This is a genomic window from Streptomyces sp. NPDC001843, from assembly GCF_042891955.1.
Taxonomy (GTDB): Bacteria; Actinomycetota; Actinomycetes; order Streptomycetales; family Streptomycetaceae; genus Streptomyces.
On sequence record NZ_JBIATQ010000011.1, the window covers coordinates 198,985 to 220,703 of the forward strand.

The following is a 21,719-nucleotide window of genomic DNA, read 5'->3' on the forward strand; positions in this document are numbered from 1 at the left end:
GCGCGTTCGGCGACGGGTGGACACGGCAGGGGCGGACGATCGCGGCATGCGGATCTCGGCGCGGGCGGACTACGCGGTGCGGGCGGTACTGGAGCCGGCCGCAGCAGGGGGCGAGGCCTCACTCAAGGCCGAGGCGATCGCCGCGGCGCAGGGCATTTCCGCACAAGTTCCTGGAGGGCATCCCAGGTGACCTGCGCCGGGGCGGGCTCGTGGTCAGCCGGCCGGGCGGCAAGGGCGGCTACCGGCTCGCCCGTCCGGCGGTGTGACGGTCAGCCTTCTCCGCCCCGCTTGCCGCTCGCTCGTGTGGTCGTGCCTGCGATGGCGGATGCCGCTCACGCGGCGTCTGTCCCCACGATGTCGAGCACTGTCTTCCCGCGGGTGTTTCCGGCCTCGAAGCGCTGGTGGACCTGCGCGACCTCCGCCCACGGGACGATCGGCGGCGGATCGTGGGGAAGCGCTCCGGAGGCGAGTGCGGACAGGGCCGCACTCCGCGGGGTGGTGCGGGGGCGGTACGGGATGTCCCGCGGCCCTCAGCTTCGTGTGAGGAAATCGCTGATGAGTTCCAGCCACTCCTGAGGGCGTTCGGCGAACGGCAGGTGTCCGGTGGGGAGTTCCGCGGTCTCGGCGGTGGGGATCGCGGCGGCGAGCTGCCTTTGCAGGGCGGGGGAGATCAGGGGGTCGGCGGTGGTGACGACGACGAGCGTCGGTACGGCGATGCCGGCGAGGTCGTCTCGGACGTCGACCCTTCGGACGAGGTCGAACTGGTCACCGGTGCCGGCCGGGAAAGTGCGAGCGAGCTGCTCGGCGGTGGCCTGAACCTGCGCCGAGGTGAGGGCGTTCAGAGTCGTTTCGCTCAGCACCATCAGGTTCAGGTATTGCGCCAGAAGGATGTGCTGACCGGATGCGAACAGCTGCTGCGAGAGGGAGGCGGCGAGAGCGGCGCGGGTGTCGGCGTGCGCGAACGACGCGCTCAGCACGAGTGAGGTGACCCGCTCGGGGTGACGTGCGGCGAGGCGGATGGCGACGGGTCCGCCGAGTGAGTACCCGCTGACGGCGAAAGTGCCGAGCCCCTCGGCGTCGGCTGCCGCGAGCAACTGGTCGGCCAGTTCGTCGACGTCGAGGGCGATCCGGGCCTTCGGGGTGGCGCCGGTGCCGGGGTAGTCGACCCCGACGACGGTGTGCCGTGCGGCGAGGCCCTCCATGATCGGCCCGTAGTTGGCCTCGACGCCGCCACCCGCGCCGTGGGCGAGGAGGAGGCCGGGGCCGCTGCCGCGGACGGTGCGTGCGAAGGCGGCGGTTGAGGGTGTGGTCATCAGGTTCCCCTTCATGGCGTCGGCCTGCTGGTCCGACAATTATCTTTAGCGATCACTAAAGCTGGACGATGCCGGCGACGATAGCAGGATTTCTTTAGCGATCGCTACAGGGTCGCGGTAGGCTGCGTTCATGAGCAGCGGACACACCCCGGCGAAAACCGCGTCCGGGCAGCGGAGCCGGCGCGCGTTCGACCGGGATCAGGCCCTTGCCGCCGCCCTGCGGGAGTTCTGGACGCACGGTTATGAGACGACGTCCATCGCCTCACTCACCAAGGCGATGGGAATCAAGCCGCCGAGCCTGTACGCCGCCTTCGGTGACAAGCGGCAACTGTTCGACGAGGCCGTCCAGTTGTACACGCGCACCCACGGGGCCCGCCTGCGGGAAGGCTCGGACGCCCGCTCGGCCGTCGCGGCGCTGCTGCGGTACCTCGCCGCCGACTACACCGACCCGAGCCACCCGCCGGGTTGCCTCATCATCACCGGGGCGACCAACTGCGCCCCCGGCTCGCAGGACGTGAAGGACAAGCTGCGCGCGATGCGCGAGGAGACCAAGGCTTCGATCGCCGCCCGCATCCGCGCCGACGTGGATGCGGGGCTGCTCCTCGCCGATACGGACACCGACGGACTGGCGGCCTTCTACGCGGCGGTCATCCAGGGGATGAACCAGCAAGCCTGCGACGGGGCGACACGGGAGACGCTCGAGCGCGTCGCCGACGCGGCGATGGCGGCCTGGCCGGAAGCACCGTCCCGGGCGGGGTCGGCGGCACCGTCCTCCCGCTTCCCCGCGTCACCCGTTCACCCCGCCGACCGAACCGAACGTCAGGAGGCGTGACATCGTCCATGCCCTACGCGGGCCGTCCGGCGCCGTCGCGCGAGTGGGCTTGCTCCCGATGCCGTACCGCAGTACCCGGGAGGCCGGCGTGGGGAGGGTCGGCGGTGCAGGGGGGCGCCGCGATGGGGTGACAGCAAAGGAGCTGACGGGAGCCGGGTCGGTCACGCCTCGCGGATCACATCGGCCACCTCGCTGAGCAGTGCCTTGAGCTGTGCGGCCCTCTCGCGCCCCAGCTTCTCGTTGATCCGCTGTTCGATCTCCTCGATCACGGCGTCGGCGTGGCGCAGGGCTTCACGACCGTCGTCGGTGAGATGCAGCTCCCGGACGTGACGGTGGCGCGGATGGGGCCGACGTTCGATCTGCCCCCGCTCCTCCAGGCGGGCCACCAGGGAGGCCACCGCCTGCGGGGTGACGTTCAGGCGGCGGGCCACTTCCGCGCCGGTCAGGCCGGGTTCGGTGTGGACGCAGATCAGGAGGGTGTACTGCGCGGCCGCGATGCCCCGCGTACGCAGCCGCTGCTCCTTGTGAGCCTGCACATCCCAATTGACCCGCCGTAGCCACCAGGTCACCCGGTTCAGCGCGTCGGGAGCGATCGGGTCCTCATCGTCCTGTTTCACTCGGCGACCCTATGACACCCGGACAGGTATCAAGCATCTTGACACCTCGCAAGCGGCTGAATAACGATGAGGTCATGTCTCGTACTCTTGCTCTCGTCACCGGCGCCTCCTCCGGCATCGGGTCCGCCTACGCCCGCCTCCTGGCACCCGACCACGACCTGATCCTGGTGGCCCGGCGCGCCGACCGCCTCGAAGACCTGGCCGAGCAGCTCCGCGCCGAAGGCTCTGCCGTCGAGGTGCTGTCCGCCGACCTCACCAGCGACGACGGCATCGCCTCCGTCACCGGCCGCCTGGCCGCGGGCGACGTCCGCATGCTGATCAGCAACGCCGGCGTCGGCGGCTACGCACCGCTCACGGAGGTCGACCCCGCCGACATCGGCCACCTGCTCACGTTGAACTTCATCGCCCCCGTCCAACTGGTCCGCGCCGCGCTCCCCGGAATGCTCGCCGCAGGGGAGGGCTCGATCGTCGCCGTCGCCTCACTGCTCGCCTTCAGCGCGGCCAGCGCTGACCCACAAGTGCCGCGCCGCACCCTGTACGCCGGCGCCAAGGCCGGCATGCTCGCCTTCGTTCGCACCCTCGCCGGGGAACTCGCCGACACGCCGGTCCGCATGCAGGTGGCGTGTCCCAGCGTCGTCGCCACGGACTTCGAAGGGGGCGCCGGTCACCACGTCCCTTGGGCCATGTCCCCCACGGACGTCGCCTCGGCCAGCCTGGCCGGGCTCCGCCTGGGCGAGACCGTCTGCGTCCCCGGCCTGGAGGACCGAACCGCCTTCGACGCCTTCCTCGCAGCCGAGAGCGAGATCCTTGCCGGAGGAAGGCGCCCCACCCCTGCCACCCGCTACACCGAGGCGCGTCGTTGACCCCTCCTGAAGGTGCGACGCGCCCGCCGCAGTGCAGTCGGGTGTTCCTGATGGGATCCGGACGAGCCCGCGCCGTTGCCCGTGATCGCTGCGTCGCCGGTCCGGCAGGGCCTCGGGCATCAGAACCCAAGGGCTCTTCGAGGACATGGCGGGACGCGTGGCCGCGCTCACCGCGCAGGCAGTCGCCCCGTGCCGACCCTCCACTCACCGGCCCGTGATCCACCGTCACGTCCCCGCCGGCGCGCCGCGAGGAGGAGGGCCATACCCCCTGGGGGGAAAGGAAACGGGGAAGTTTTCTCCCCCCTCACATCGCTCAGCCGCCGTGCAAGGGTGGACGGCACAACAGCGCGTCTTCCCGTCGACGGCGTCCACCACGGCTGGGCGATCGCGCGCAGCGACTTATCGGTGGAGTGGATGAGGATGAAATTCGGCACGCGACGCACCCGCAGGGTCACGTTGACGCTGTTGGTGTCCGGGATGCTCGCCACCTTCGGGACGGCGGCGGCCGACGCCGCAGGGCAGCCATGGGTCGGCGGCTGGCAAGCCGGTATGACGGCCGGCGGGCCGAGTTTCTCCGACCAGACGGTGCGGATGGCGGTGCACACCAACGTCGCGGGGAAGAAGGTGCGGCTGCGGCTGAGCAACAAGTACGGCAACGCGCCACTGGTGATCGGTGCCGTGAACGTCGCCGTGCGCGCCTCGGGCGGGAGTGTCGATGCCCGCTCCCGGCACGAGGTCACCTTTCACGGCGCCCCCCGGGCGGTGATCCCGGTGGGTGGCGAACTCCGCAGCGACGCCGTCGACTTCACCGTCTCCGCCGACGAGGACCTGTTGGTGAGCGTCTACCTTCCGAAGACGACAGGCCCCGCCACCTTCCACTCCGTCGCCCGGGACACCAGCTACGTCTCCAGGACGGGCGACCACACAGCGGACACCGGCACCGCGAACTACCCCACCACCACCAGCTCCTGGTACTTCCTGGAAGGCCTGGACGTTCTCGACCCCCGCGCACGCGGCACGCTGGTCGCCTTCGGCGACTCCATCACCGACGGATTCGCCTCTGCACCGGGGACCAACACCCGCTGGCCGGACGACCTCGCCCGCCGCCTCGCCGCGCAGCCGGGTGGCAGCCGGGTGGGTGTCGTGAACGCGGGTGTCAGCGGCAACCGGGTCCTGACCGACGCACCGGCCGCCGAGCCCGACCTCGGCGTCAGTGGCTTGGAACGCTTCGCCCACGACGCTCTCGGTGAACCCCGGGTCCGCAGCGTGATCCTGCTCGAAGGCATCAACGACATCGGGAACAACGCCGGTCCTGACGGCAAGGCACTCACCGCACAGGACCTGATCGACGGCTACCGCGCCCTGATCGCCAAGGCGCACGCCGCCCACGTCCACATCTACGGCGGCACCCTCCTCCCCTACAAGGACGCCGCCTACACCAACACCAAGGGTGGCCCCTACTACACCGCCTCCGGAGACGCGATCCGCCAGAAGGTCAACCACTGGATCCTCACCAGTCATGCCTTCGACGGCACCATCGACTTCGCCAAGGCCGTCGCCGACCCTTCCGACCCACTGAAGCTCCTCCCTGCCTACGACAGCGGAGACCACTTGCACCCGAACTCCGTGGGCGACCAGGCGATGGCGAACGCCATCGACCTCACGCGGCTGCGTTGAATCGCACCATGTGTGCCGCCGGGGCTGTACCGGCCGCGGGCCGGGCGGCCTCTTCGGGGCAGAGCGACTTGGTGGTTCAGCCGGCCGGTGTGTCAGAAGATCGTGGAGTCGTGTTGCCGCGTGGGCCGGCGGACGGCCTGTTCGTACGACGCCTGCACAACCGTCGCGACGACCTCCAGCTCGTCGACGTCGCGCGGGGCGTAGAGCATGACGATGCTGCTGGGGAACTCCGGCCGTCGGGAGATCGGGGGGAGGGGGAGTCCTCGGGCAGCCGGGTCGGCAGGCGGGCTCTGAGCACCGGGGGCGCACTCACGGCCGCACCGGCATGTACCGGCCCCGGTCCCAGCGGGGCGTGCAGCCGGGGCCGGTAGGGGCGTTGTCCATGGGGACGGGGACGCCGGGTTGTCCGCTCTGCCGGGTCGCGCCGGTGGCAGCTCACAAAGTCGCCTGGATGATCCTGACGGTCCGGGCCAGGTGCGGTTCGGAGCGGTCGGCGCGGTGGGCGACGGCGAGCTCCACGCGCGTACCGGCCCCGGCCAGCGGCAGGTAGGCGACACCGTCGAGTGCCAACGCGGTCACGGGCTCGGGCACGACCGCGACGCCGAGGCCGCCGGCCACGAGTGTGACTAGCGTCGAGGTCTCGCCGACCTCATGGCGGATGCGGGGCTCGACGCCGGCGTCGCGCAGGAGCCCCAGCACGACGTCGTACATCACCGACCGGCGGCCGGCGGAGTGCACGATCATGTCGGTACCGGCGAGGTCCGCGGCGCGCAACCGCTTGCGGTGGGCGAGGGGGTGGTCGACGGGTACGGCGACGACGAGCCGGTCCCGGCGCAGGGTGTGCACGGTGAGCGAGAGGTCGGCCGCCACAGGGCGCAGCAGCGCGACGTCGATCGCGCCGGTGCGCAACGCCTCGACCTGGTCGGGCGCGAGCATCTCACCGCGGAAGGAGAAGTCGACGCCGGGCAGTTCCTCCGTGAGCCGGCGCGAGAGCGCGGGCAGGAGGCTGTACGTCGCCGAGCCCACGCACCCGATCGCGAGGTGCCCGACCGAGCCCGCCGCGACGAGCCGTGCGTGGTGGGCGGCTTCGTCGACGTCGGCGAGGATCGCGCGTGCCCGCTCCAGGTAGGCCCGGCCGGCCTCGGTCAGGTCCACACGCCGTGTGGTGCGGTGCAGCAGCTCGACGCCGAGCTCCGCCTCCAGCTGCCGGATCTGCTGGGAGAGCGGGGGCTGGGCCATGTGGAGCCGCTCGGCGGCGCGACCGAAATGGCGTTCCTCGGCCACCGCCACGAAGTACCGGAGATGGCGCAGATCCATATGTCGTCCATATCGATCGGATCGGATATGCGTACTTCAGCATATCGCCGACGACGACTAGCGTCGCTGCCATGAGTGCTTTCCTGTACGCCGCGACGCGGACGCCGTTCGGCCGCTTGGGCGGCACCCTGGCCGGTGTCCGCCCCGACGACCTGGCCGCCGCCGCGATCACCTCGACGCTCGCGAAGGTGCCGAGCCTCGACCCCGCCGCGATCGACGACGTGGTGTGGGGCAACGCCAACGGCGCCGGCGAGGAGAACCGCAACGTCGGCCGGATGGCGGCGCTCCTCGCCGGGCTTCCGGTGAGCGTGCCCGGCACCACGGTCAACCGGCTGTGCGGCTCGAGCCTCGACGCGGCGATGATGGCGAGCCGGGTGATCGAGTCCGGCGATGCCGAGGTGGTGTTGACCGGCGGCGTGGAGTCGATGACGCGTGCGCCGTGGGTACTGCCGAAGTCGGCGAAACCGTTCCCGGCCGGCGACGTCACCGCGGTCTCGACCACACTCGGCTGGCGGCTGGTCAATCCCCGGATGCCGAAGGAGTGGACCGTCAGCCTCGGCGAGTCCAACGAGCAGCTTCGGGAGCGCTTCGGGATCTCCCGCGAGCGGCAGGACGAGTTCGCCGCCCGCTCCCACCAACTCGCCCACGCGGCCTGGGAGTCCGGCTTCTACGACGACCTGGTGGTGTCGGTCGAGGGCGTCGAGCTGACCCGCGACGAGGGCATTCGCCCCGGATCCACACCGGAGGTGCTGGCGGGGCTCAAGCCCGTCTTCCGGACACCGGAGCAGGGCGGCACCATCACCGCGGGCAACGCCAGCCCGCTCAACGACGGCGCCTCCGCGGTGCTCTTGGGCAGTGAGAAGGCCGCGGCAGAGATCGGGGCCGACCCGATCGCCCGCATCGCCGGCCGCGGCGTGATGGCACTTCAGCCGCAGGCCTTCGGCTACGCCCCGGTCGAGGCGGCGAACCGTGCGCTGGCCCGGGCCGGGATCGGCTGGGAGCAGATCGGTGCGGTCGAACTCAACGAGGCCTTCGCCGTTCAGTCGCTCGTCTGCCTGGACGCGTGGAAGGTCGACCCCGCCATCGTCAACCAGAAGGGCGGCGCGATCGCGATCGGCCACCCGCTGGGCGCCTCGGGCGGTCGCGTCCTCGGCACGCTGGCCAAGGTGCTGCGCGAGACGAGGCAGCGCTACGGCGTCGCCGCGATCTGCATCGGGGTCGGCCAGGGGCTGGCCGTCGTACTGGAGAACTGTGACTCCACGGGGGTGGCCCGGTGAGCCGGGCGGAGATCCTCGATTCCGCCGATGCGGCGGTCACCGGTATCGAGGACGGGTCCACCATCCTGGTCGGCGGCTTCGGCCTGGCCGGGATGCCGTTCGATCTGATCGACGCGCTCATCCGGCAGGGCGCGAAAGACCTCACGATCGTGTCCAACAACGCCGGCAACGGCGACGTCGGCCTGGCCGCGCTGCTGGCCGCCGGACGGGTGCGCAAGGTGCTCTGCTCCTTCCCGCGCCAGGCCGACTCCTGGGTCTTCGACGGCCTCTACCGCGCGGGCAGGATCGAACTCGAGGTCGTGCCGCAGGGCAACCTCGCCGAGCGGATGCGCGCCGCCGGTGCCGGCATCGGCGCGTTCTACTGCCCGACGGCGGTCGGCACACCGCTGGCCGAGGGCAAGGAGGAGCGGGAGATCGACGGCCGCAGATACCTGCTGGAGTACCCCATCAAGGGCGACTACGCGCTGATCGCCGCCCATGTCGCGGACACCATGGGCAACCTCGTCTACCGCAAGACCGCCCGCAACTTCGGCCCGGTCATGGCCACGGCCGCCACCACGACGATCGTCCAGGTCGAACAGGTCGTCGAGCCCGGCAAGCTCGACCCCGAGGCCGTCGTCACCCCGTCCATCTACGTCGATCGGGTCGTCCAGGTGGCGACCCGGCACTACACCGTGCAGGGGGCACGATGACCACCACGTCCACCGACCATCATCTCTCGATGGACGAACTGGCCGCCGTCATCGCACGCGACATCCCGGCCGGCTCTTTCGTCAACCTCGGCATCGGGCAGCCCACCAAGATCGCCGACCATCTGCCGGCCGATTCCGGGGTGGTGCTGCACACCGAGAACGGCATGCTCAACATGGGGCCGAAGGCCGAGGGCGACGCGGTCGACCCCGACCTGACCAACGCCGGCAAGGTCCCGGTGACCGAGCTGCCGGGGGCGGCGTACTTCCACCACGCCGACTCCTTCGCCATGATGCGCGGCGGGCACCTCGACGTCTGCGTCCTCGGGGCGTACCAGGTCGCCTTCAACGGCGACCTCGCCAACTGGCACACCGGCAGACCCGACGACATCCCCGCCGTCGGCGGCGCCATGGACCTAGCCATCGGCGCCAAGGACGTCTACGTGATGATGACGCTCTTCACCCGCTCCGGAGAGCCCAAGCTCGTGCCGCGGTGCACCTACCCGCTCACCGGCCTCGGCTGTGTCAGCCGCGTCTACACGGATCACGGAGTCTTCGACGTCGGCTCCGAGGGCATACGCATCCGCGAGACGTACGGCGTCAGCGCCCACGACCTCGCGGAGCGAGTCGGCGTCAGACGGTGAGACCGTGGTGCTCCGCCGACGTGTCGGGACGTCCCCCGCAGGGCGAGCCGCGGTCAGCTGTCTCCGCTCATCCCGGCCCTGGCCAGTGTCTCGGAGGGAGCGGTACCGAAGCGTCGGCGGCAGGCGGCGGAGAAACGGCTCAGGTGGGTGAAGCCCCACCGTCGGCCGATGCGGTCACCCCGGTCGCGCCCGTACGCCAACTCCCGGGAGGACGCGGAGGGCCTCGGCCGGCTCCTCCAGGCCGCCTGGTCCGGACAGCCCCCGATGCCCTGAGGAGCGCGACGCTCACGGCGGCCGGTCTTCGGGCCGTCACGGACGAAGCCGGCGCCGGGGCCGATGACTGGGGAAGGGCGTCGGGGCCCTTCTGCCGGTCAGAGCCCTGATCGATGCCTCCGTCGTGCACGCCGCCGCCGACGCCGGCCGCGTGCGCGGGGTGCGGGCGTCAGTGGTCGTTGTCGGCAGCCAGGATGCGCTGCACTCTTTCGGCGTTCGTCTCGATGTGATGACTCGCCTCCCGCTGTGCACGCCGGGCGTCGCCCGCCCTGATCGCTTCCATGAGCGGCTCGTGTTCGCTGACCACCTTGCGCGGGTTCTCGAACTCCCGCTCGTGCGCGGACAAGGCCATGAGGTAGAAGCGCAGTTCCCGGGTCAGTCCCGCATGGAACGCGTCGATGCGGCTACTGCCGAGGGCTGCCACGATCGCCGCGTGAAAGGCCAGGTCCGCGGCCACTATGTCAGCACTCTCGTGTGACATGGTCACCGTCTCCAGGCGGGAGTAGGCCTCCTCCACGACCGCGAGTCGCTCCCCGGAGAGGGGCGCCGCCAGCGCGGCGGTCTCCAAGCGCTGACGAGCGGTGTAGAGCTCCGCGACGGTCTCGTGCGTCGGGGAGATGATCACGGCCCCGCGGTTCACCTCGAACCGGACCAGACCGCCGTGCTCGAGCAGGCGGACCGCCTCGCGGACCGTGTTGCGCGCGATGCCGAGTTCGGCGGCGATCGCGCTCTCGCGCAGACGCTCACCGGGGCGGAAGGCCCCCGCGAGGATCCGGTGCGAAAGCCCGTCCGCGATCTGCTGTGCGGTCGTCGTCCTGCGGGCCACCAACCCGTCCAGTGCCGTCATGGCGTCATAGTACCGATTCCGACCTCTAGCGCTCAACAGTAGAACTGTTCTACAGTTCCACACCGACGGTCGTACCGCTCGAATTGCCCGGGGCGGCGTCTCCGCGTCGTCAGTCGACGCCGCAAGTCCTGCCCCGCCCAGCCGCCGCGATGCCAGGCGCTCCACGCCCATTTGTGACCCCATGGACCGCCTGACGCTCACACGGCCCCCGTTGTCGCATGCGCGACCCCGGCAACGACGCCGCAGAAAGGCTCAGAACAGTGCAGACAATCCCCGAAGTCACAACGGAGCGCCGCCAGGCCGACGCGCCGGGACCGCTCAGACAACGACACGTCCGGATGATCGCCCTCGGCGGCATCGTCGGAGCCAGCCTCTTCGTCGGCAGTGGAGCGGTCATCCACACCGCGGGTCCGGCGAGCATCCTCTCCTACGCCCTCGGCGGCCTCCTGGTCATCCTCGTCATGCGGATGCTGGGGGAGATGGCCACCGCCTCGCCCACCCTCGGGTCGTTCATGGAATACGCCCGCGCCTCGCTCGGCGGCTGGGCCGGCTACACCATCGGCTGGCTGTACTGGTACTTCTGGGTGGGGGTCGTGGCGTTCGAGGCGGTGGCCGGCGCGAAACTGCTCATGCTGTGGATCCCAGGCGTACCCCAATGGGTCTTCTCCCTGATCCTGATGACCCTGCTGACCGCCTCGAACCTCGTGTCCACCCGCTCGTTCGGCGAAACCGAGTTCTGGCTGGCCTCAGTCAAGATCGCCACGATCGTCGTCTTCCTCCTGGCCGGCACTCTCTTCGCGCTCGGTGTCTGGCCCGGATCGAAGCTGTCGGTCGGCAACGTCACCCTGGGCGGCTTCGCTCCCCACGGCATGTCGGCGGTCCTGCACGGCATAGTGATGGTGATCTTCGCCTACGTCGGCACGGAGATCGTGACCATCGCCGCGGCGGAATCCGCCGACCCGGTGAAGTCGGTGGTCAAGGCGACCTCCTCGACGGTCTGGCGGGTGATCATCTTCTACGTCGGCTCGGTGACCCTGCTGGTGATGATCACCCCGTGGGACCAGATCCCGACCCAGACCAGCCCGTATGCGGCCGCCTTCGGCAAGATGGGCATCCCCGCGGCGACCACCATCATCAACGTGGTCGTCCTCACCTCGGTGCTGTCCGTGCTGAACTCCGGCCTGTACACCGCCTCGCGGATGCTGTTCGCACTCCAGCGCCACAACTGGGCGCCGAGATGGGTCGCCGACCGCAACCGGAAGGGAACGCCCTGGAAGGCCATTCTGGCCTGCACGTCCGCCGGCTATGTCGCCGTCGTCATGAGCTACGTCGCCCCGGACACCGTCTTCGACTTCATCATCAACTCCGCCGGTGCCGTGGGTCTGTTCGTCTACGCGATCATCGCCGGATCACAACTGCGCATGCGGCGCCGCCTGGAGCGCGAGGCCCCCGAGCGGCTCAAGCTGCGCATGTGGGGCTATCCGTACCTGAGCTGGATCACCCTCGCGGGCATCCTGGTCGTGGTGAGCTCCATGCTGCTGGTTCCGGACGCCCGCTCGCAGCTCTACCTCAGCGTCCTCAGCCTGGCCGTCATCCTCGCCACGTACGTGGTCGTGCGGTACGTGCAGAAGGCTGTCGCACGTCGATGACAAGCCAGGTACCGAGGCGGTCCCGGGTGGCTCTCGTCACGGGCGCCACCTCCGGGATAGGCGCCGAAGCCGCCCGGCGCCTCCACCATGACGGATTCGCCGTGCTCCTCACCGGTCGCAGCGGCGAACGAGGTGAGGCCCTTGCGCGTGAACTCGGTTGCGAAGAGGCCTGCTTCGTCCCGGCCGATCTTACCCGGGACGGCGAACCCGACCGCCTCCTGGAACACGCCGTCGACCGGTTCGGCAGGGTGGACGCGGTGGTGAACAACGCGGCAGCCGACCACACCGGAGAACTGCTGCACGTCCCGGCCGCCGAGATCCGCGACACCTTCGAGATCAACACCTTCGCCGCGATCGCCGTCCTCCAGGCGGCAGGGCGCGCCATGCGGCAGTCGGGCGGCAGCATCGTCAACGTCACCTCCCGGCTGGCCACGGTCGGTGTCCCCACGATGGGCGTCTACAGCGCCAGCAAGGGCGCGATGAGGGCCCTGACGGCAGCGGCCGCGGTGGAACTCGCGCCATACGACATCCGCGTCAACGCCGTGGCACCCGGCATGACCCGCACCCCGCTCCACGAGGCATGGCTCAGCTCCCACAAGGACCCGGAAGCCGTCGCCCGCAGAGTCGCGGACAGCATTCCGCTCGGCCAGCCGGCCACCCCGCAGGACGTCGCGAACGCCATCGCGTTCCTGGCCTCACCCGACTCCGACTACATCACCGGCATCACCCTTCCCGTCGACGGCGGCTACACCGCCCGATGAACAGCGGCCACACCGCCCGACAACCCGCACACCCCAGGGAGCAGTCATGTCCCACGAAAACCCGCCCGTCCTGACCGGCCCCGCCCTCTGGAGCGCCCAGGCCCACCTCCCGTCCGTCCTGGGACGCCAGCTGACCGTCGACCGCGCCGAAGGAAGCTACGTCTTCACCACGGACGGTCGCCGTCTGTTCGACGGCACGGCCGGTCTGTGGCACGCGAACGTCGGTCACGCCCGCCCCGAACTCGCGGAGGCCGCCCACGAGCAGATGCGGCGCCTGGAGACGTACCACATCTTCGGCCGCTATCTGAACGATCGGGCCGTCGAACTCGCCGAGCGCCTGGCCTGGCTCTCTCCGATCGACGACCCCAAGGTCATCCTCAACAGCGGTGGCTCCGACGCCATCGACGTCGCCTGCAAGCTCGCCCGCCGTCACTGGCAGCGCGAAGGACGCACCGGCAAGACGGTGATACTCAGCCGTGAGTTCGCCTACCACGGCCTGCATGCGTACGGAACCAGCATCGCCGGCCTCGACTTCAACCGCGCCGGCTACGGCACCGAGTCCCTGGTGCCCGAAACCGCGCGTGTCTCGCCCCACGACATCGACGCGGTCGAGCGCACGGTGCGCGCCATCGGCTCGGAGAACATCGCGGCGATCGTGACCGAGCCCATCCAGGGCACCGGCGGCGTCAACCCGCCCGCCCCCGGCTACCTGGAGGGGATGCAGCGCATCTGCCGGGAGAACGACATTCTCCTGATCGTCGACGAGGTCATCACCGGGTTCGGACGTACCGGCCACATGTTCGCCTCCGAGCGGTACGGCCTGCGGCCCGACCTGATCACCTTCGCCAAGGGCGTCACGTCCGGATACGCCCCGCTGGGCGGTGTGCTCGTCGCGCCCCACATCTGGCGGCCGTTCTACCGCGACTCCTCCGACACCCCCGTCTTCCGCCACGGCGCCACCTACGCCGGGCACGCGACCGCCTCCGCCATCGCCCTGCGCAACCTCGACCTCCTCGAAGAGGACAAGCTGTTGCCCCGAGTGAGCGAACTGGAGCAACTACTCGGCCGCGAATTGAACGGCCTCACGTCCCGCCCGACCGTGGTGGAGACGCGTGTGGCGGGTTTCCTGGGCGGCATCACGCTCACGGACGACGTCAGCGCCGAAGCGGTCACCGACGAACTGGTCGAGCACGGTTTCATCACTCGACCGCTGCGCGGCAACACCGTGCAGATCAGCCCGCCGTTCATCACCACCGACGACGAGATACGGCAGCTCGTGGCCGCCATCGACACCGTCCTCTCCGTCCAGGAAGCCAAGTGACCACCATGCGCCTCCTCCCCGACGCCGATCCGGCCCGCCTGGCCGACTCGGACAAGGTTCTGGCCGACCTCGATCTCGCCGTGTCCGGCGTCAACCGCACCTTCGACATCCACGATCCGGCCACCGGCCAGGCGATCGCCCAGGTCCCCGACTTCGATGTCCAGCAGGCCCTCGACGCCGTCGCCCGCGCCGACGAAGCCGGCCGCTCCTGGGCCGCCACCACCACCCGGCACCGCGCCGACGTCCTGCGCACCTGGTACGAGCTGATTCTCGACAACGCCGAGACGATCGCCCTGCTCATCACCCGCGAGATGGGCAAGCCCCTCGCCGAGGCCCGCGGCGAGGTGTCCTACGGGGCCGAGTTCGTCCGCTGGTACGCCGAGGAAGCGGTACGCCCCGCCGGAAGCTTCCGCGACGCTCCGGCCGGCGGCGCCCGTCTGCTCACCCGACGCGCACCGGTGGGCCTGTCGGTCCTCGTCACGCCGTGGAACTTCCCGCTCGCCATGGCCACCCGCAAGATCGCCCCGGCGCTGGCCGCTGGCTGCCCCGTCGTCATCAAACCCGCGCCGCACACCCCCCTGACCACGATCTTCGCGGTCCGGCTCGCGGTCACAGCCGGTGTCCCCGAAGACCTGGTGCAGGTCACGACCACCACGGACGCTCCCGCCTTCAGCACCGCCGTGCTGGCCGATCCACGAGTGCGCAAGGTGTCCTTCACCGGTTCCACCGGGGTGGGCAAGACGCTCCTGCGCCTCGCGGCCGACAACGTACTGAAGAGCTCGATGGAACTGGGCGGCAACGCCCCGCTGCTGGTCTTCGACGACGCCGACCTGGAGCGGGCCGTCGACGGAACGTTCGCCGCCAAGATGCGCAACGGCGGCCAGTCCTGCATCGCGGCCAACCGCATTTTCGTCCAGGACGGGATAGCCGGCGCCTTCGTCGACGCCCTGACCGAGCGACTGGCCGCCGTGGAGGTCGGCAACGGGCTCGCCGCGGACGTCGACCTCGGCCCCGTCATCGACCACAGCGCCGTGACCAGACTCGCCGCCCTGGTCGAGGACGCGACCCGCCGCGGCGCACACCTGCTCGTCGGCGGCTCGGCTCCCCGCCACCCCGGCACGTTCTTCGAGCCGACGCTCCTGGACCACGTACCGGCCGACGCCGACCTCGCCCGGACCGAGATCTTCGGGCCGGTCGCGGCCGTCCAGCGCTTCTCGCACCAGGACGAGGCCATCGCCCGCGCCAATGACACCGAGCACGGCCTGGCGGGCTACGTCTTCACCGAGAACCTCGACCGCGCCTTCAACGTGGCCGACCGACTGGACACCGGCCTTGTCGGCATCAACCAGGGCGTCCCCTCGAACGCGGCCGCACCGTTCGGCGGGGTCAAACAGTCCGGCCTCGGACGCGAGGGCAGCAGCGAGGGACTCGAGGAGTACGAGGAGATCCGCTACTACAACCTCTCTTTGCGTCCGACCAGTTGACAGGCTCTCGTTGGCCCGCGGCAACGACCTGCCGAGACCGCCCGCCGGCCGACGTGGCGGTTCAAGGGCGTCGGGGCGCCAGACGGTACCGGGCCGGTGACGGGGGACGGGGTAGAAGGATGGTGTCCGGCGAGTTCGTTGCGCTGTACGAAGACGGCGTGGTCGGCTCCTCCCGTGGCGCTCTTCGTCGTCGCCCCCTGGCAGGGGTGGGCGACTTCCCCCGCCGAGGCGGTCGCCACCGTGGTCGCGACCGCCGCCGACGCGAGGATGCCGGCCCCGGCGATGGTCATCCCAACCCGGAACTTCGACCTGCGCCTGGTATGCCTGTCCACCCCCAGGGCGCGGCCGATGCGGTGGTGTCGCCTTGTTCACCCAGCGGCCTTCCGGAGGTAAGCGATGGCGTCCGATGGTGGCCCGGCTTCCGCCGGTCTTCGCCCACGGGCTACCAGCCGGTCCGCAGCAGGTGGTTGATCACGAGGGCCAGTACGGCCTGGGCAGCGAGCCAGGCGCGGGGGCGGGGAAGGAGCGCGCAGGCGGGCAGCAGCCACATCGCGAACGGCAGCCAGATGCGTTCGGTCTCCGCCTTGCTCATACCGGACAGGTCGGCGATCAGCAGCGACAGCAGGGCGGAGGCCACCACCAGGGCGAGGCGCGCTTCGGCCACGGCGGGGAAGGTGCCCGGTCGGGTGAGGGCGTCGCCGCGTCGCCGGGTCAGTACGCTGCCCGCGCGCGCCAGGCCCGCCGCCACGGAGAGGCCGGTGATGAGAACGGCACAGGCGAGGTTCGCCCACACCCAGTAGCCGTACGGCCGGACGCCGCCGGCCCCCTGGTAGTAGCGCGTGACCAGCAGGTGGTAAGCCTCCCACCAGTTGAAGCCGACGGCGGTGAACACAGCGGGCGCGACAGCCAGTCCGGCGCAGAGCGGCACCAGCAGGAAGGGCCGCTCCCGTATCCGGTGACGGCCGAGCAGCAGCACCGCCGCGGCTATGAGGGCGAAGAGGGTCAGACCGTAGGAGAGGTAGCAGGTGAGGCCGAACAGGAGCCCGGAAACGGCCGCCCACCAGGCCGACCCGCGGGTGACCGCCAAGGACAGCAGGGCGACGGCCCACGCGACGACGGCTGCGAAGTACGCGTCGGCCGAGGTGCCCATCCACACCGCGGCCGGCGCCAGTACCAGGAACGGGGCCGCCCGCCTTGCCAGTTCCTCGTCGGCCAGTGCCCGGACCGCGATCATGACGGCCACGCCCGCCGTGGCGCCGGTGGTGATGCACCAGGCCCCGGCCCAGCCACCGCCGCCCAGCCCGATCCGATCCAGCAGGACGAAGGTCAGCGTCGCGGCGGGCGGATGTCCCGCGACGTGCGCGGGCCAGTTGTCGGGGGAGTGGAGCAGGATGTGGTGCGTGAAGTCCCGCAGCGTCGCCGGGATGTCGTGGAAGCGGTCGATGACCTGCAGGTACTCGTAGCGGGTGGTGAGGCGTACCGTGACGCCCGTGTGCCAGCCGTCGATCAGCGCCAGTGACCAGATCCAGGCCATGGAGGCGGCCCAGGCGGTCCAGGGCACGGCACGCCAGGGCAGACGGGCTGCCACAGAGGGCCCGTACGCCACCGTGACCGCTGCCAACAGTAGGGCCGCAGGGGTTCCCGGACCTGTGTGTGGTCCCCAGGAGCCGAGCAGCGGCGGCCAGTTGACACGCAGTGTGTGGTGGGTGTGCTCGATGTGTTGGCCGACGATCACCGCCGTCAGGACGAGCAGGGCGGCGGCCGCGGCGGCGTACAGGTCGCGGGAGAGGATGCGTCTCACAGGGGAACGCTAGATCGCTGGAAAGGGCGACACTGTGGCCGGCGGTGCGGGCGTCAGCGGATCGTAAGCAATTCGACGAGTACGTCGGCCTGCGCTTCTGCGCGCGGGGGACCGCAGGCCCCGTCGACAAGACGTCCGTGTTCCGTAAGGGGCTGAGGCGTTCCACGAAGGGCTGCCCATCGGTGGGATGGACGCCATGAGATCGCGCTTCTTCCCGCCCGTGTTCCAGGGCAGGCTGCACGACGCCCGCACGGCGACCTCGATCGGGCGGTGGCTGGGGCTCGCCTTCGCGGTGTGCTTCGCCACCGGACTGATCAGCCACTGGGTGCAGCATCCCCCGCAGTGGCTCGCCAACGATCTGCCGAGCCGCCCCGTGTGGGGCTACCGCTTCACCCAGGGGCTGCACGTTGCGTCGGGTATCGCGGCCGTTCCGCTGCTGCTGGCCAAGCTGTGGACGGTCTATCCGCGGCTGTTCGAGTGGCCGCCGGTTCGCTCGGTGCGCCACGGTCTGGAACGGCTGTCGGTGGCCCTGCTGGTGGCGGCCGCCGTCTTCGAGGTGGCCACCGGCCTGCTCAACACCGCCCAGTGGTACCCGTGGCCCTTCTCCTTCGTCCCGGTGCACTATGCCGTCGCCTGGCTGGCCGCCGGATCACTGGTGCTGCACATCGCGGTCAAGGCACCGGAGATCCGGGACCACTGGAGCCGGCGGTCGCCGGGCACGCTCGCGCTGCCGGCCGAGGAAGGGGCCGACCGGCGCTCGCTGCTCGCCGCGGTGGCGGCCGCGGCCGGCACCGTCACCCTGACCACGGTCGGGCAGTCCTTCACCCCGCTGAAGGACCTCGTCCTGCTCGCACCGCGCCACCCTGACCACGGCTCGCAGGGCCTGCCGGTCAACCGGACGGCCGCCGCGGCCGGAGTGGGCCTGATTCACGAGGAGCGCTACCTCCTGACAGTCGACGGACCACGCCCCTGCACACTGACCCTCGACGAACTGCGCGCCCTGCCGCAGTACGAGGTCGAGCTGCCCATCGCCTGCGTGGAGGGCTGGAGCAAGTCGGCTCACTGGACGGGCGTACGGGTCACGGACCTGCTGGAACGGGCGGGCGCCCCCGCACACGCCCGAGTACGGGTGGTGTCGCTGCAGACCCGCGGCGGCTACCGGGTCTCCGAGATGGGCCATGAGCACGCCCGTGACCCGCTGACACTGCTCGCACTCCGCCTGAACGGTGAGGAACTCACACCGGACCACGGATACCCGGTACGTCTGATCGCCCCCAACCGGCCGGGCGCGCTGCAGACCAAGTGGGTCGGCCGACTGGAGGCACTGTCATGAGGATGAGCGTGCTGCGGGTCATGACGGGCGCTGCCGGTCTCGCCCTCCTCGGCGTCGGCGTGTCCCTGCTGCTGGACGTCCGGGACCTGACGGATGTGCTGGTGTGGCTGGGCGGGGCCGTGGTGTTGCACGACGTACTGATCGCGCCGCTGGTGCTGCTCGTAGGGCTGGGGCTGGGGCTGGTGCGCGGTCGCGTACGCGGGGCGGTGCGCGGGGCCCTGCTGGTCGCGGGGGCACTGACCGTGGTCGCCCTGCCGCCGCTGCTACGCCCGGGGCCGCGTGGCAACTCCTCGGTGCTGCCGCTGGACTACCCACGCAACTGGCTGCTCGCGCTGGTGGCCGTAGCGACGGTCACCGCTCTGCTGGTGACCGCACAGGGGGTGCGGCGAAGCCGAGGACGTCCGCCTGCCTGAGCGACCGGCCTTGATTACGGGTGTCTTACGCGCCGGTGGGAGAGCCGGTGCCCGACCCGGTGGGTTCGTACGGTGGCGCGATGCGAACCCTTCGTACGACACTCCTCGTGACCGCGCCGCCGTTGCTCCTCGCCGTGGCGGGCCTGGTCCACCCGCGCCATCTGACGGGGGCGACGGCCGGCCACTGGGCGGGCCTGCACATTGTCCTGCTGCCTGCCTTTCCCCTCCTGTCCCTCGGTCTGCTGGTGCCGCTGTGGGGCAGGCCCGGGCGTGATGCCGACGGTGTTCTCACGGTGCTGGCGTGGGCCGGGTGCCTGGGCTACGCCGCCTACTACTCCGGGCTGGACGCGGTGGCGGGCATCTCCGCCGGAACCGTGGCCGGTCTCGGTGTGCACGGGGTGGTCGGGCACCTGTTCGCGACCGGCGACGAACTGGGCAGGACCGGGGTCTACGCGCTTGCGGTAGCCACTGTCGCCACCTGCGTGGTGCTGCTGCGGCGCAAGGGAGTTCGGGTGCTGCCCGGGGCCGTGGTGGTGCTGGGGGCGTGCTGGTCCTTCCTCGACAGCCACATCTTCTGGCCACGGGGAGTGTTCACCATGCTCGGATTCGCCGTCGGTTTCGCACTGCTGACCGTGGCGGCGTCCCGCGGCGATCACGCACCGCCGGTACGCCCGACCGGCCGAAGGCTTACCAAGTCCTGACGTCGGCTCACCAAAGGGTCCTCCGACGCCTGAGCGGCCGTACGGTCGGAGACATGTTGATCCTGGTCACCGGAGGCGCGGGCTTCATCGGCTCGCACATCGTCTCCGCTCTCACCGCCGCCGGGCACGAGGTACGCGTGCTCGACGCGCTGCTGCCCGCGGCCCATCGCACCACCCCGCCGATCCCCGCAGGCGTCGACTGGCGGCACGCCGACGTCCGTGACGCGGAGGCGGTCGCGGACGCTCTTCGGGGTGTGGACGCCGTCTGCCACCAGGCCGCGATGGTCGGGCTCGGAAAGGACTTCGCCGACGCTCCCGACTACGTCGGCTGCAACGACCTGGGCACGGCCGTGCTGCTGGCCGGCATGGCGGAAACCGGCGTCCGCAGCCTGGCGTTGGCGAGTTCGATGGTGATCTACGGCGAGGGCCGGTACGAGTGCTCGCGCCACGGCGTCGTCAGGCCGGGGCCGCGCCGGGTGACCGAGCTGGAGTCGGGACGCTTCGAACCTCCCTGCCCGAGATGCGGTGAGCCGCTCGCCGCGGGGCTGGTCGACGAGGAGGCGCCGGCCGACCCGCGCAACGTCTACGCGGCCACCAAGCTCGCCCAGGAGCACCTGGCCGCGGCGTGGGCGCGGGCGACCGGTGGGCGGGTGGCGGCACTGCGGTACCACAACGTGTACGGGCCCGGCATGCCGCGCGACACCCCGTACGCCGGCGTCGCCTCGCTGTTCAGGTCCGCACTCGAGCGGGGGGAGGCACCGCGGGTGTTCGAGGACGGCGGTCAGCGACGGGACTTCGTCCATGTCCGTGACGTCGCCGGGGCCAACATCGTGGCGCTGGACGGCCTGCCCCGTCTGCCGGAGGGCGCCCTGCGGGCGTACAACGTCGGCAGCGGAGAGCCGCACACGGTGGGGGAGATGGCCGCCGTCCTGGCCGCCGCCCACGGCGGGCCGTCCCCGATCGTCACGGGCGACTACCGTCTCGGCGACGTCCGCCACATCACCGCCTCCTCGCGCAGGCTGCGCGAGGAACACGGCTGGATGCCGGAGGTCGCCTTCACGGAAGGGATGACCGAATTCGCGGTGGCACCTCTGCGGGCCGGCTGACCCCTTCCTACGCTGCCCGAGCTCGCGGCGTGGAACGCGCGGAGCCGGTGGTCACCTCGCTCTCGCCCTCCCCCGCTCACATCGGCCGGGACTCGGGCGGCCGCCGGCAGGCGGACCTCGAAGCGGCAGCCGCCGGGGACGCTGCGGACCGCCGCGTGACCGCGATGCGCCTCGACGATGCCGCGCACGATGGCGAGACCGAGGCCCGCGCCTGCGGGCGGGGTTCGGGCGTCGGTGCCGCGCCGGCCGGTGTCGAAGACGCCGGGGGGGGGCAGGTCCTCGGCAGGGATGCCACCGCAGCCGTCGGTCACCGACGTCGGCCGCCACGAGCCCTCGATCTTCTCGCGCAGCCGCCGCACATGGACGGTGACGGTTGACAGGTCACCGAACTCCCACCCCCACACGCGGTGCATCAGTTCCTCGCGGCTGGTGGCCCGCCCAGGGTTGCGCAGGAAACTCAAGCAAGTCGAACTCCCGGATCTGCAAGGCGAGTTCGACCCCGCGAGCGGGGGTGACACGGCGGCGCCTGGGGTCCAGGGCGAGCGGCCCCGTCCGAAACTCTGCCGCGGCCGGTGCGGTCCCGCACGGCGGCCGCCACCGCTCCCGCGCGGCGCGCAGCCGGAGGTTGCGCGGTGGCCGCGGCCACGGCAGCGGGGCCGTCGGCCGCCACATCGACGGCGAAGCCCGCCCTGCCCACGTATCCGACGACCTCGCAGACGGTCGGGTCGTCGTCCACGACGAGTGCGCGTTTCACATCGACGAGTTTCGCACCGGCGATCGGGTGTCACCGACATGGGCAGT

Annotated in this window: 19 protein-coding genes and 3 pseudogenes; 15 read left to right on the forward strand and 7 right to left on the reverse strand. The window is 70.9% G+C overall.

Going from position 1 to position 21,719, the window contains the following annotated elements; genetic code table 11:
* Window positions 1-46: 46 nt before the first annotated feature.
* A pseudogene (locus ACFYZQ_RS27065) lies at window positions 47-260 on the forward strand (Rrf2 family transcriptional regulator); the annotation flags it as partial.
* 270 nt (window positions 261-530) lie between these two features.
* On the opposite strand, the gene ACFYZQ_RS27070 reads toward ACFYZQ_RS27065, so the two are convergent.
* A complete protein-coding gene (locus ACFYZQ_RS27070; protein ID WP_389152751.1) occupies window positions 531-1,313 on the reverse strand; it encodes an alpha/beta fold hydrolase in 783 nt (260 codons plus the stop codon).
* A gap of 130 nt (window positions 1,314-1,443) precedes the next feature.
* Here ACFYZQ_RS27070 and ACFYZQ_RS27075 point away from each other — a divergent pair, with 130 nt between their 5' ends.
* Window positions 1,444-2,145: a TetR/AcrR family transcriptional regulator gene (locus tag ACFYZQ_RS27075; RefSeq protein ID WP_389152754.1), complete on the forward strand. Its 702-nt coding sequence runs from the start codon at window positions 1,444-1,446 to the stop codon at window positions 2,143-2,145.
* Between the two features lie 161 nt (window positions 2,146-2,306).
* Here ACFYZQ_RS27075 and ACFYZQ_RS27080 read toward each other — a convergent pair whose 3' ends face one another.
* Window positions 2,307-2,762: a MarR family winged helix-turn-helix transcriptional regulator gene (locus ACFYZQ_RS27080; protein WP_389152756.1), complete on the reverse strand. Its 456-nt coding sequence runs from the start codon at window positions 2,760-2,762 to the stop codon at window positions 2,307-2,309.
* 74 nt (window positions 2,763-2,836) lie between these two features.
* On the opposite strand from ACFYZQ_RS27080, the gene ACFYZQ_RS27085 reads away from it, so the two are divergent.
* Both ACFYZQ_RS27085 and ACFYZQ_RS27090 read left to right on the forward strand, forming a co-directional pair.
* Window positions 2,837-3,625 carry an SDR family NAD(P)-dependent oxidoreductase gene (locus tag ACFYZQ_RS27085; RefSeq protein WP_389152759.1) on the forward strand — a complete coding sequence of 263 codons (789 nt, stop codon included), beginning with the start codon at window positions 2,837-2,839 and terminating at the stop codon, window positions 3,623-3,625.
* A 420-nt stretch (window positions 3,626-4,045) separates the two neighbouring features.
* Window positions 4,046-5,302, forward strand: a complete 1,257-nt coding sequence (locus ACFYZQ_RS27090) for an SGNH/GDSL hydrolase family protein (RefSeq protein WP_389152762.1) — start codon at window positions 4,046-4,048, stop codon at window positions 5,300-5,302.
* Between the two features lie 435 nt (window positions 5,303-5,737).
* On the opposite strand, the gene ACFYZQ_RS27095 is transcribed toward ACFYZQ_RS27090, so the two are convergent.
* Complete coding sequence (locus ACFYZQ_RS27095) at window positions 5,738-6,619, reverse strand: LysR substrate-binding domain-containing protein (RefSeq protein ID WP_389152764.1); 882 nt, start codon at window positions 6,617-6,619, stop codon at window positions 5,738-5,740.
* Window positions 6,620-6,690: 71 nt separating this feature from the next.
* Here ACFYZQ_RS27095 and ACFYZQ_RS27100 point away from each other — a divergent pair, with 71 nt between their 5' ends.
* The 3 genes from ACFYZQ_RS27100 to ACFYZQ_RS27110 are packed head-to-tail and all read left to right on the forward strand — an operon-like array spanning window position 6,691 to window position 9,229.
* Window positions 6,691-7,896 (forward strand): thiolase family protein, encoded by a 1,206-nt coding sequence (locus ACFYZQ_RS27100; RefSeq protein WP_389152767.1) that lies wholly within the window; start codon window positions 6,691-6,693, stop codon window positions 7,894-7,896.
* Window positions 7,893-8,588, forward strand: a complete 696-nt coding sequence (locus tag ACFYZQ_RS27105) for a 3-oxoacid CoA-transferase subunit A (RefSeq protein ID WP_389152770.1) — start codon at window positions 7,893-7,895, stop codon at window positions 8,586-8,588. Before ACFYZQ_RS27100 ends, ACFYZQ_RS27105 begins: the two co-directional genes overlap by 4 nt.
* The gene (locus ACFYZQ_RS27110; RefSeq protein WP_389152773.1) at window positions 8,585-9,229 is read left to right on the forward strand and encodes a 3-oxoacid CoA-transferase subunit B; all 645 of its coding nucleotides are present in this window, start codon (window positions 8,585-8,587) and stop codon (window positions 9,227-9,229) included. Before ACFYZQ_RS27105 ends, ACFYZQ_RS27110 begins: the two co-directional genes overlap by 4 nt.
* Before the next feature lie 442 nt (window positions 9,230-9,671).
* Here ACFYZQ_RS27110 and ACFYZQ_RS27115 read toward each other — a convergent pair whose 3' ends face one another.
* Window positions 9,672-10,349, reverse strand: coding sequence for a GntR family transcriptional regulator (locus ACFYZQ_RS27115; protein WP_389152775.1), 678 nt, complete (start codon window positions 10,347-10,349; stop codon window positions 9,672-9,674).
* A gap of 260 nt (window positions 10,350-10,609) precedes the next feature.
* Here ACFYZQ_RS27115 and ACFYZQ_RS27120 point away from each other — a divergent pair, with 260 nt between their 5' ends.
* From ACFYZQ_RS27120 to ACFYZQ_RS27135, 4 genes are read left to right on the forward strand one after another with little or no spacing between them, the layout of a single operon-like run.
* Window positions 10,610-11,998: an amino acid permease gene (locus tag ACFYZQ_RS27120; protein ID WP_389152778.1), complete on the forward strand. Its 1,389-nt coding sequence runs from the start codon at window positions 10,610-10,612 to the stop codon at window positions 11,996-11,998.
* A gap of 26 nt (window positions 11,999-12,024) precedes the next feature.
* Window positions 12,025-12,759: an SDR family NAD(P)-dependent oxidoreductase gene (locus tag ACFYZQ_RS27125; RefSeq protein WP_389152781.1), complete on the forward strand. Its 735-nt coding sequence runs from the start codon at window positions 12,025-12,027 to the stop codon at window positions 12,757-12,759.
* 46 nt (window positions 12,760-12,805) lie between these two features.
* Window positions 12,806-14,080: an aspartate aminotransferase family protein gene (locus tag ACFYZQ_RS27130; RefSeq protein ID WP_389152784.1), complete on the forward strand. Its 1,275-nt coding sequence runs from the start codon at window positions 12,806-12,808 to the stop codon at window positions 14,078-14,080.
* 5 nt (window positions 14,081-14,085) lie between these two features.
* Complete coding sequence (locus ACFYZQ_RS27135; protein WP_389153092.1) at window positions 14,086-15,564, forward strand: NAD-dependent succinate-semialdehyde dehydrogenase; 1,479 nt, start codon at window positions 14,086-14,088, stop codon at window positions 15,562-15,564.
* Between the two features lie 442 nt (window positions 15,565-16,006).
* Here ACFYZQ_RS27135 and ACFYZQ_RS27140 read toward each other — a convergent pair whose 3' ends face one another.
* Window positions 16,007-17,365: a hypothetical protein gene (locus ACFYZQ_RS27140; RefSeq protein ID WP_389152787.1), complete on the reverse strand. Its 1,359-nt coding sequence runs from the start codon at window positions 17,363-17,365 to the stop codon at window positions 16,007-16,009.
* Between the two features lie 196 nt (window positions 17,366-17,561).
* Between ACFYZQ_RS27140 and ACFYZQ_RS27145 the strand changes: the two genes are divergently transcribed.
* The 4 genes from ACFYZQ_RS27145 to ACFYZQ_RS27160 all read left to right on the forward strand — a co-directional run bounded on the left by ACFYZQ_RS27145 (window position 17,562) and on the right by ACFYZQ_RS27160 (window position 20,918).
* Window positions 17,562-18,698 carry a molybdopterin-dependent oxidoreductase gene (locus tag ACFYZQ_RS27145; RefSeq protein WP_389152790.1) on the forward strand — a complete coding sequence of 379 codons (1,137 nt, stop codon included), beginning with the start codon at window positions 17,562-17,564 and terminating at the stop codon, window positions 18,696-18,698.
* 2 nt (window positions 18,699-18,700) lie between these two features.
* Window positions 18,701-19,111: a hypothetical protein gene (locus tag ACFYZQ_RS27150; protein ID WP_389152793.1), complete on the forward strand. Its 411-nt coding sequence runs from the start codon at window positions 18,701-18,703 to the stop codon at window positions 19,109-19,111.
* Window positions 19,112-19,191: 80 nt separating this feature from the next.
* Window positions 19,192-19,812 carry a hypothetical protein gene (locus tag ACFYZQ_RS27155; protein ID WP_389152796.1) on the forward strand — a complete coding sequence of 207 codons (621 nt, stop codon included), beginning with the start codon at window positions 19,192-19,194 and terminating at the stop codon, window positions 19,810-19,812.
* 53 nt (window positions 19,813-19,865) lie between these two features.
* A complete protein-coding gene (locus ACFYZQ_RS27160) occupies window positions 19,866-20,918 on the forward strand; it encodes an NAD-dependent epimerase/dehydratase family protein (RefSeq protein ID WP_389152799.1) in 1,053 nt (350 codons plus the stop codon).
* 98 nt (window positions 20,919-21,016) lie between these two features.
* On the opposite strand, the pseudogene ACFYZQ_RS27165 reads toward ACFYZQ_RS27160, so the two are convergent.
* Window positions 21,017-21,292: pseudogene (locus ACFYZQ_RS27165) on the reverse strand (sensor histidine kinase); the annotation flags it as partial.
* Window positions 21,293-21,304: 12 nt separating this feature from the next.
* Window positions 21,305-21,712 (reverse strand): annotated as a pseudogene (locus ACFYZQ_RS27170) (helix-turn-helix domain-containing protein); the annotation flags it as partial.
* Window positions 21,713-21,719: the final 7 nt, after the last annotated feature.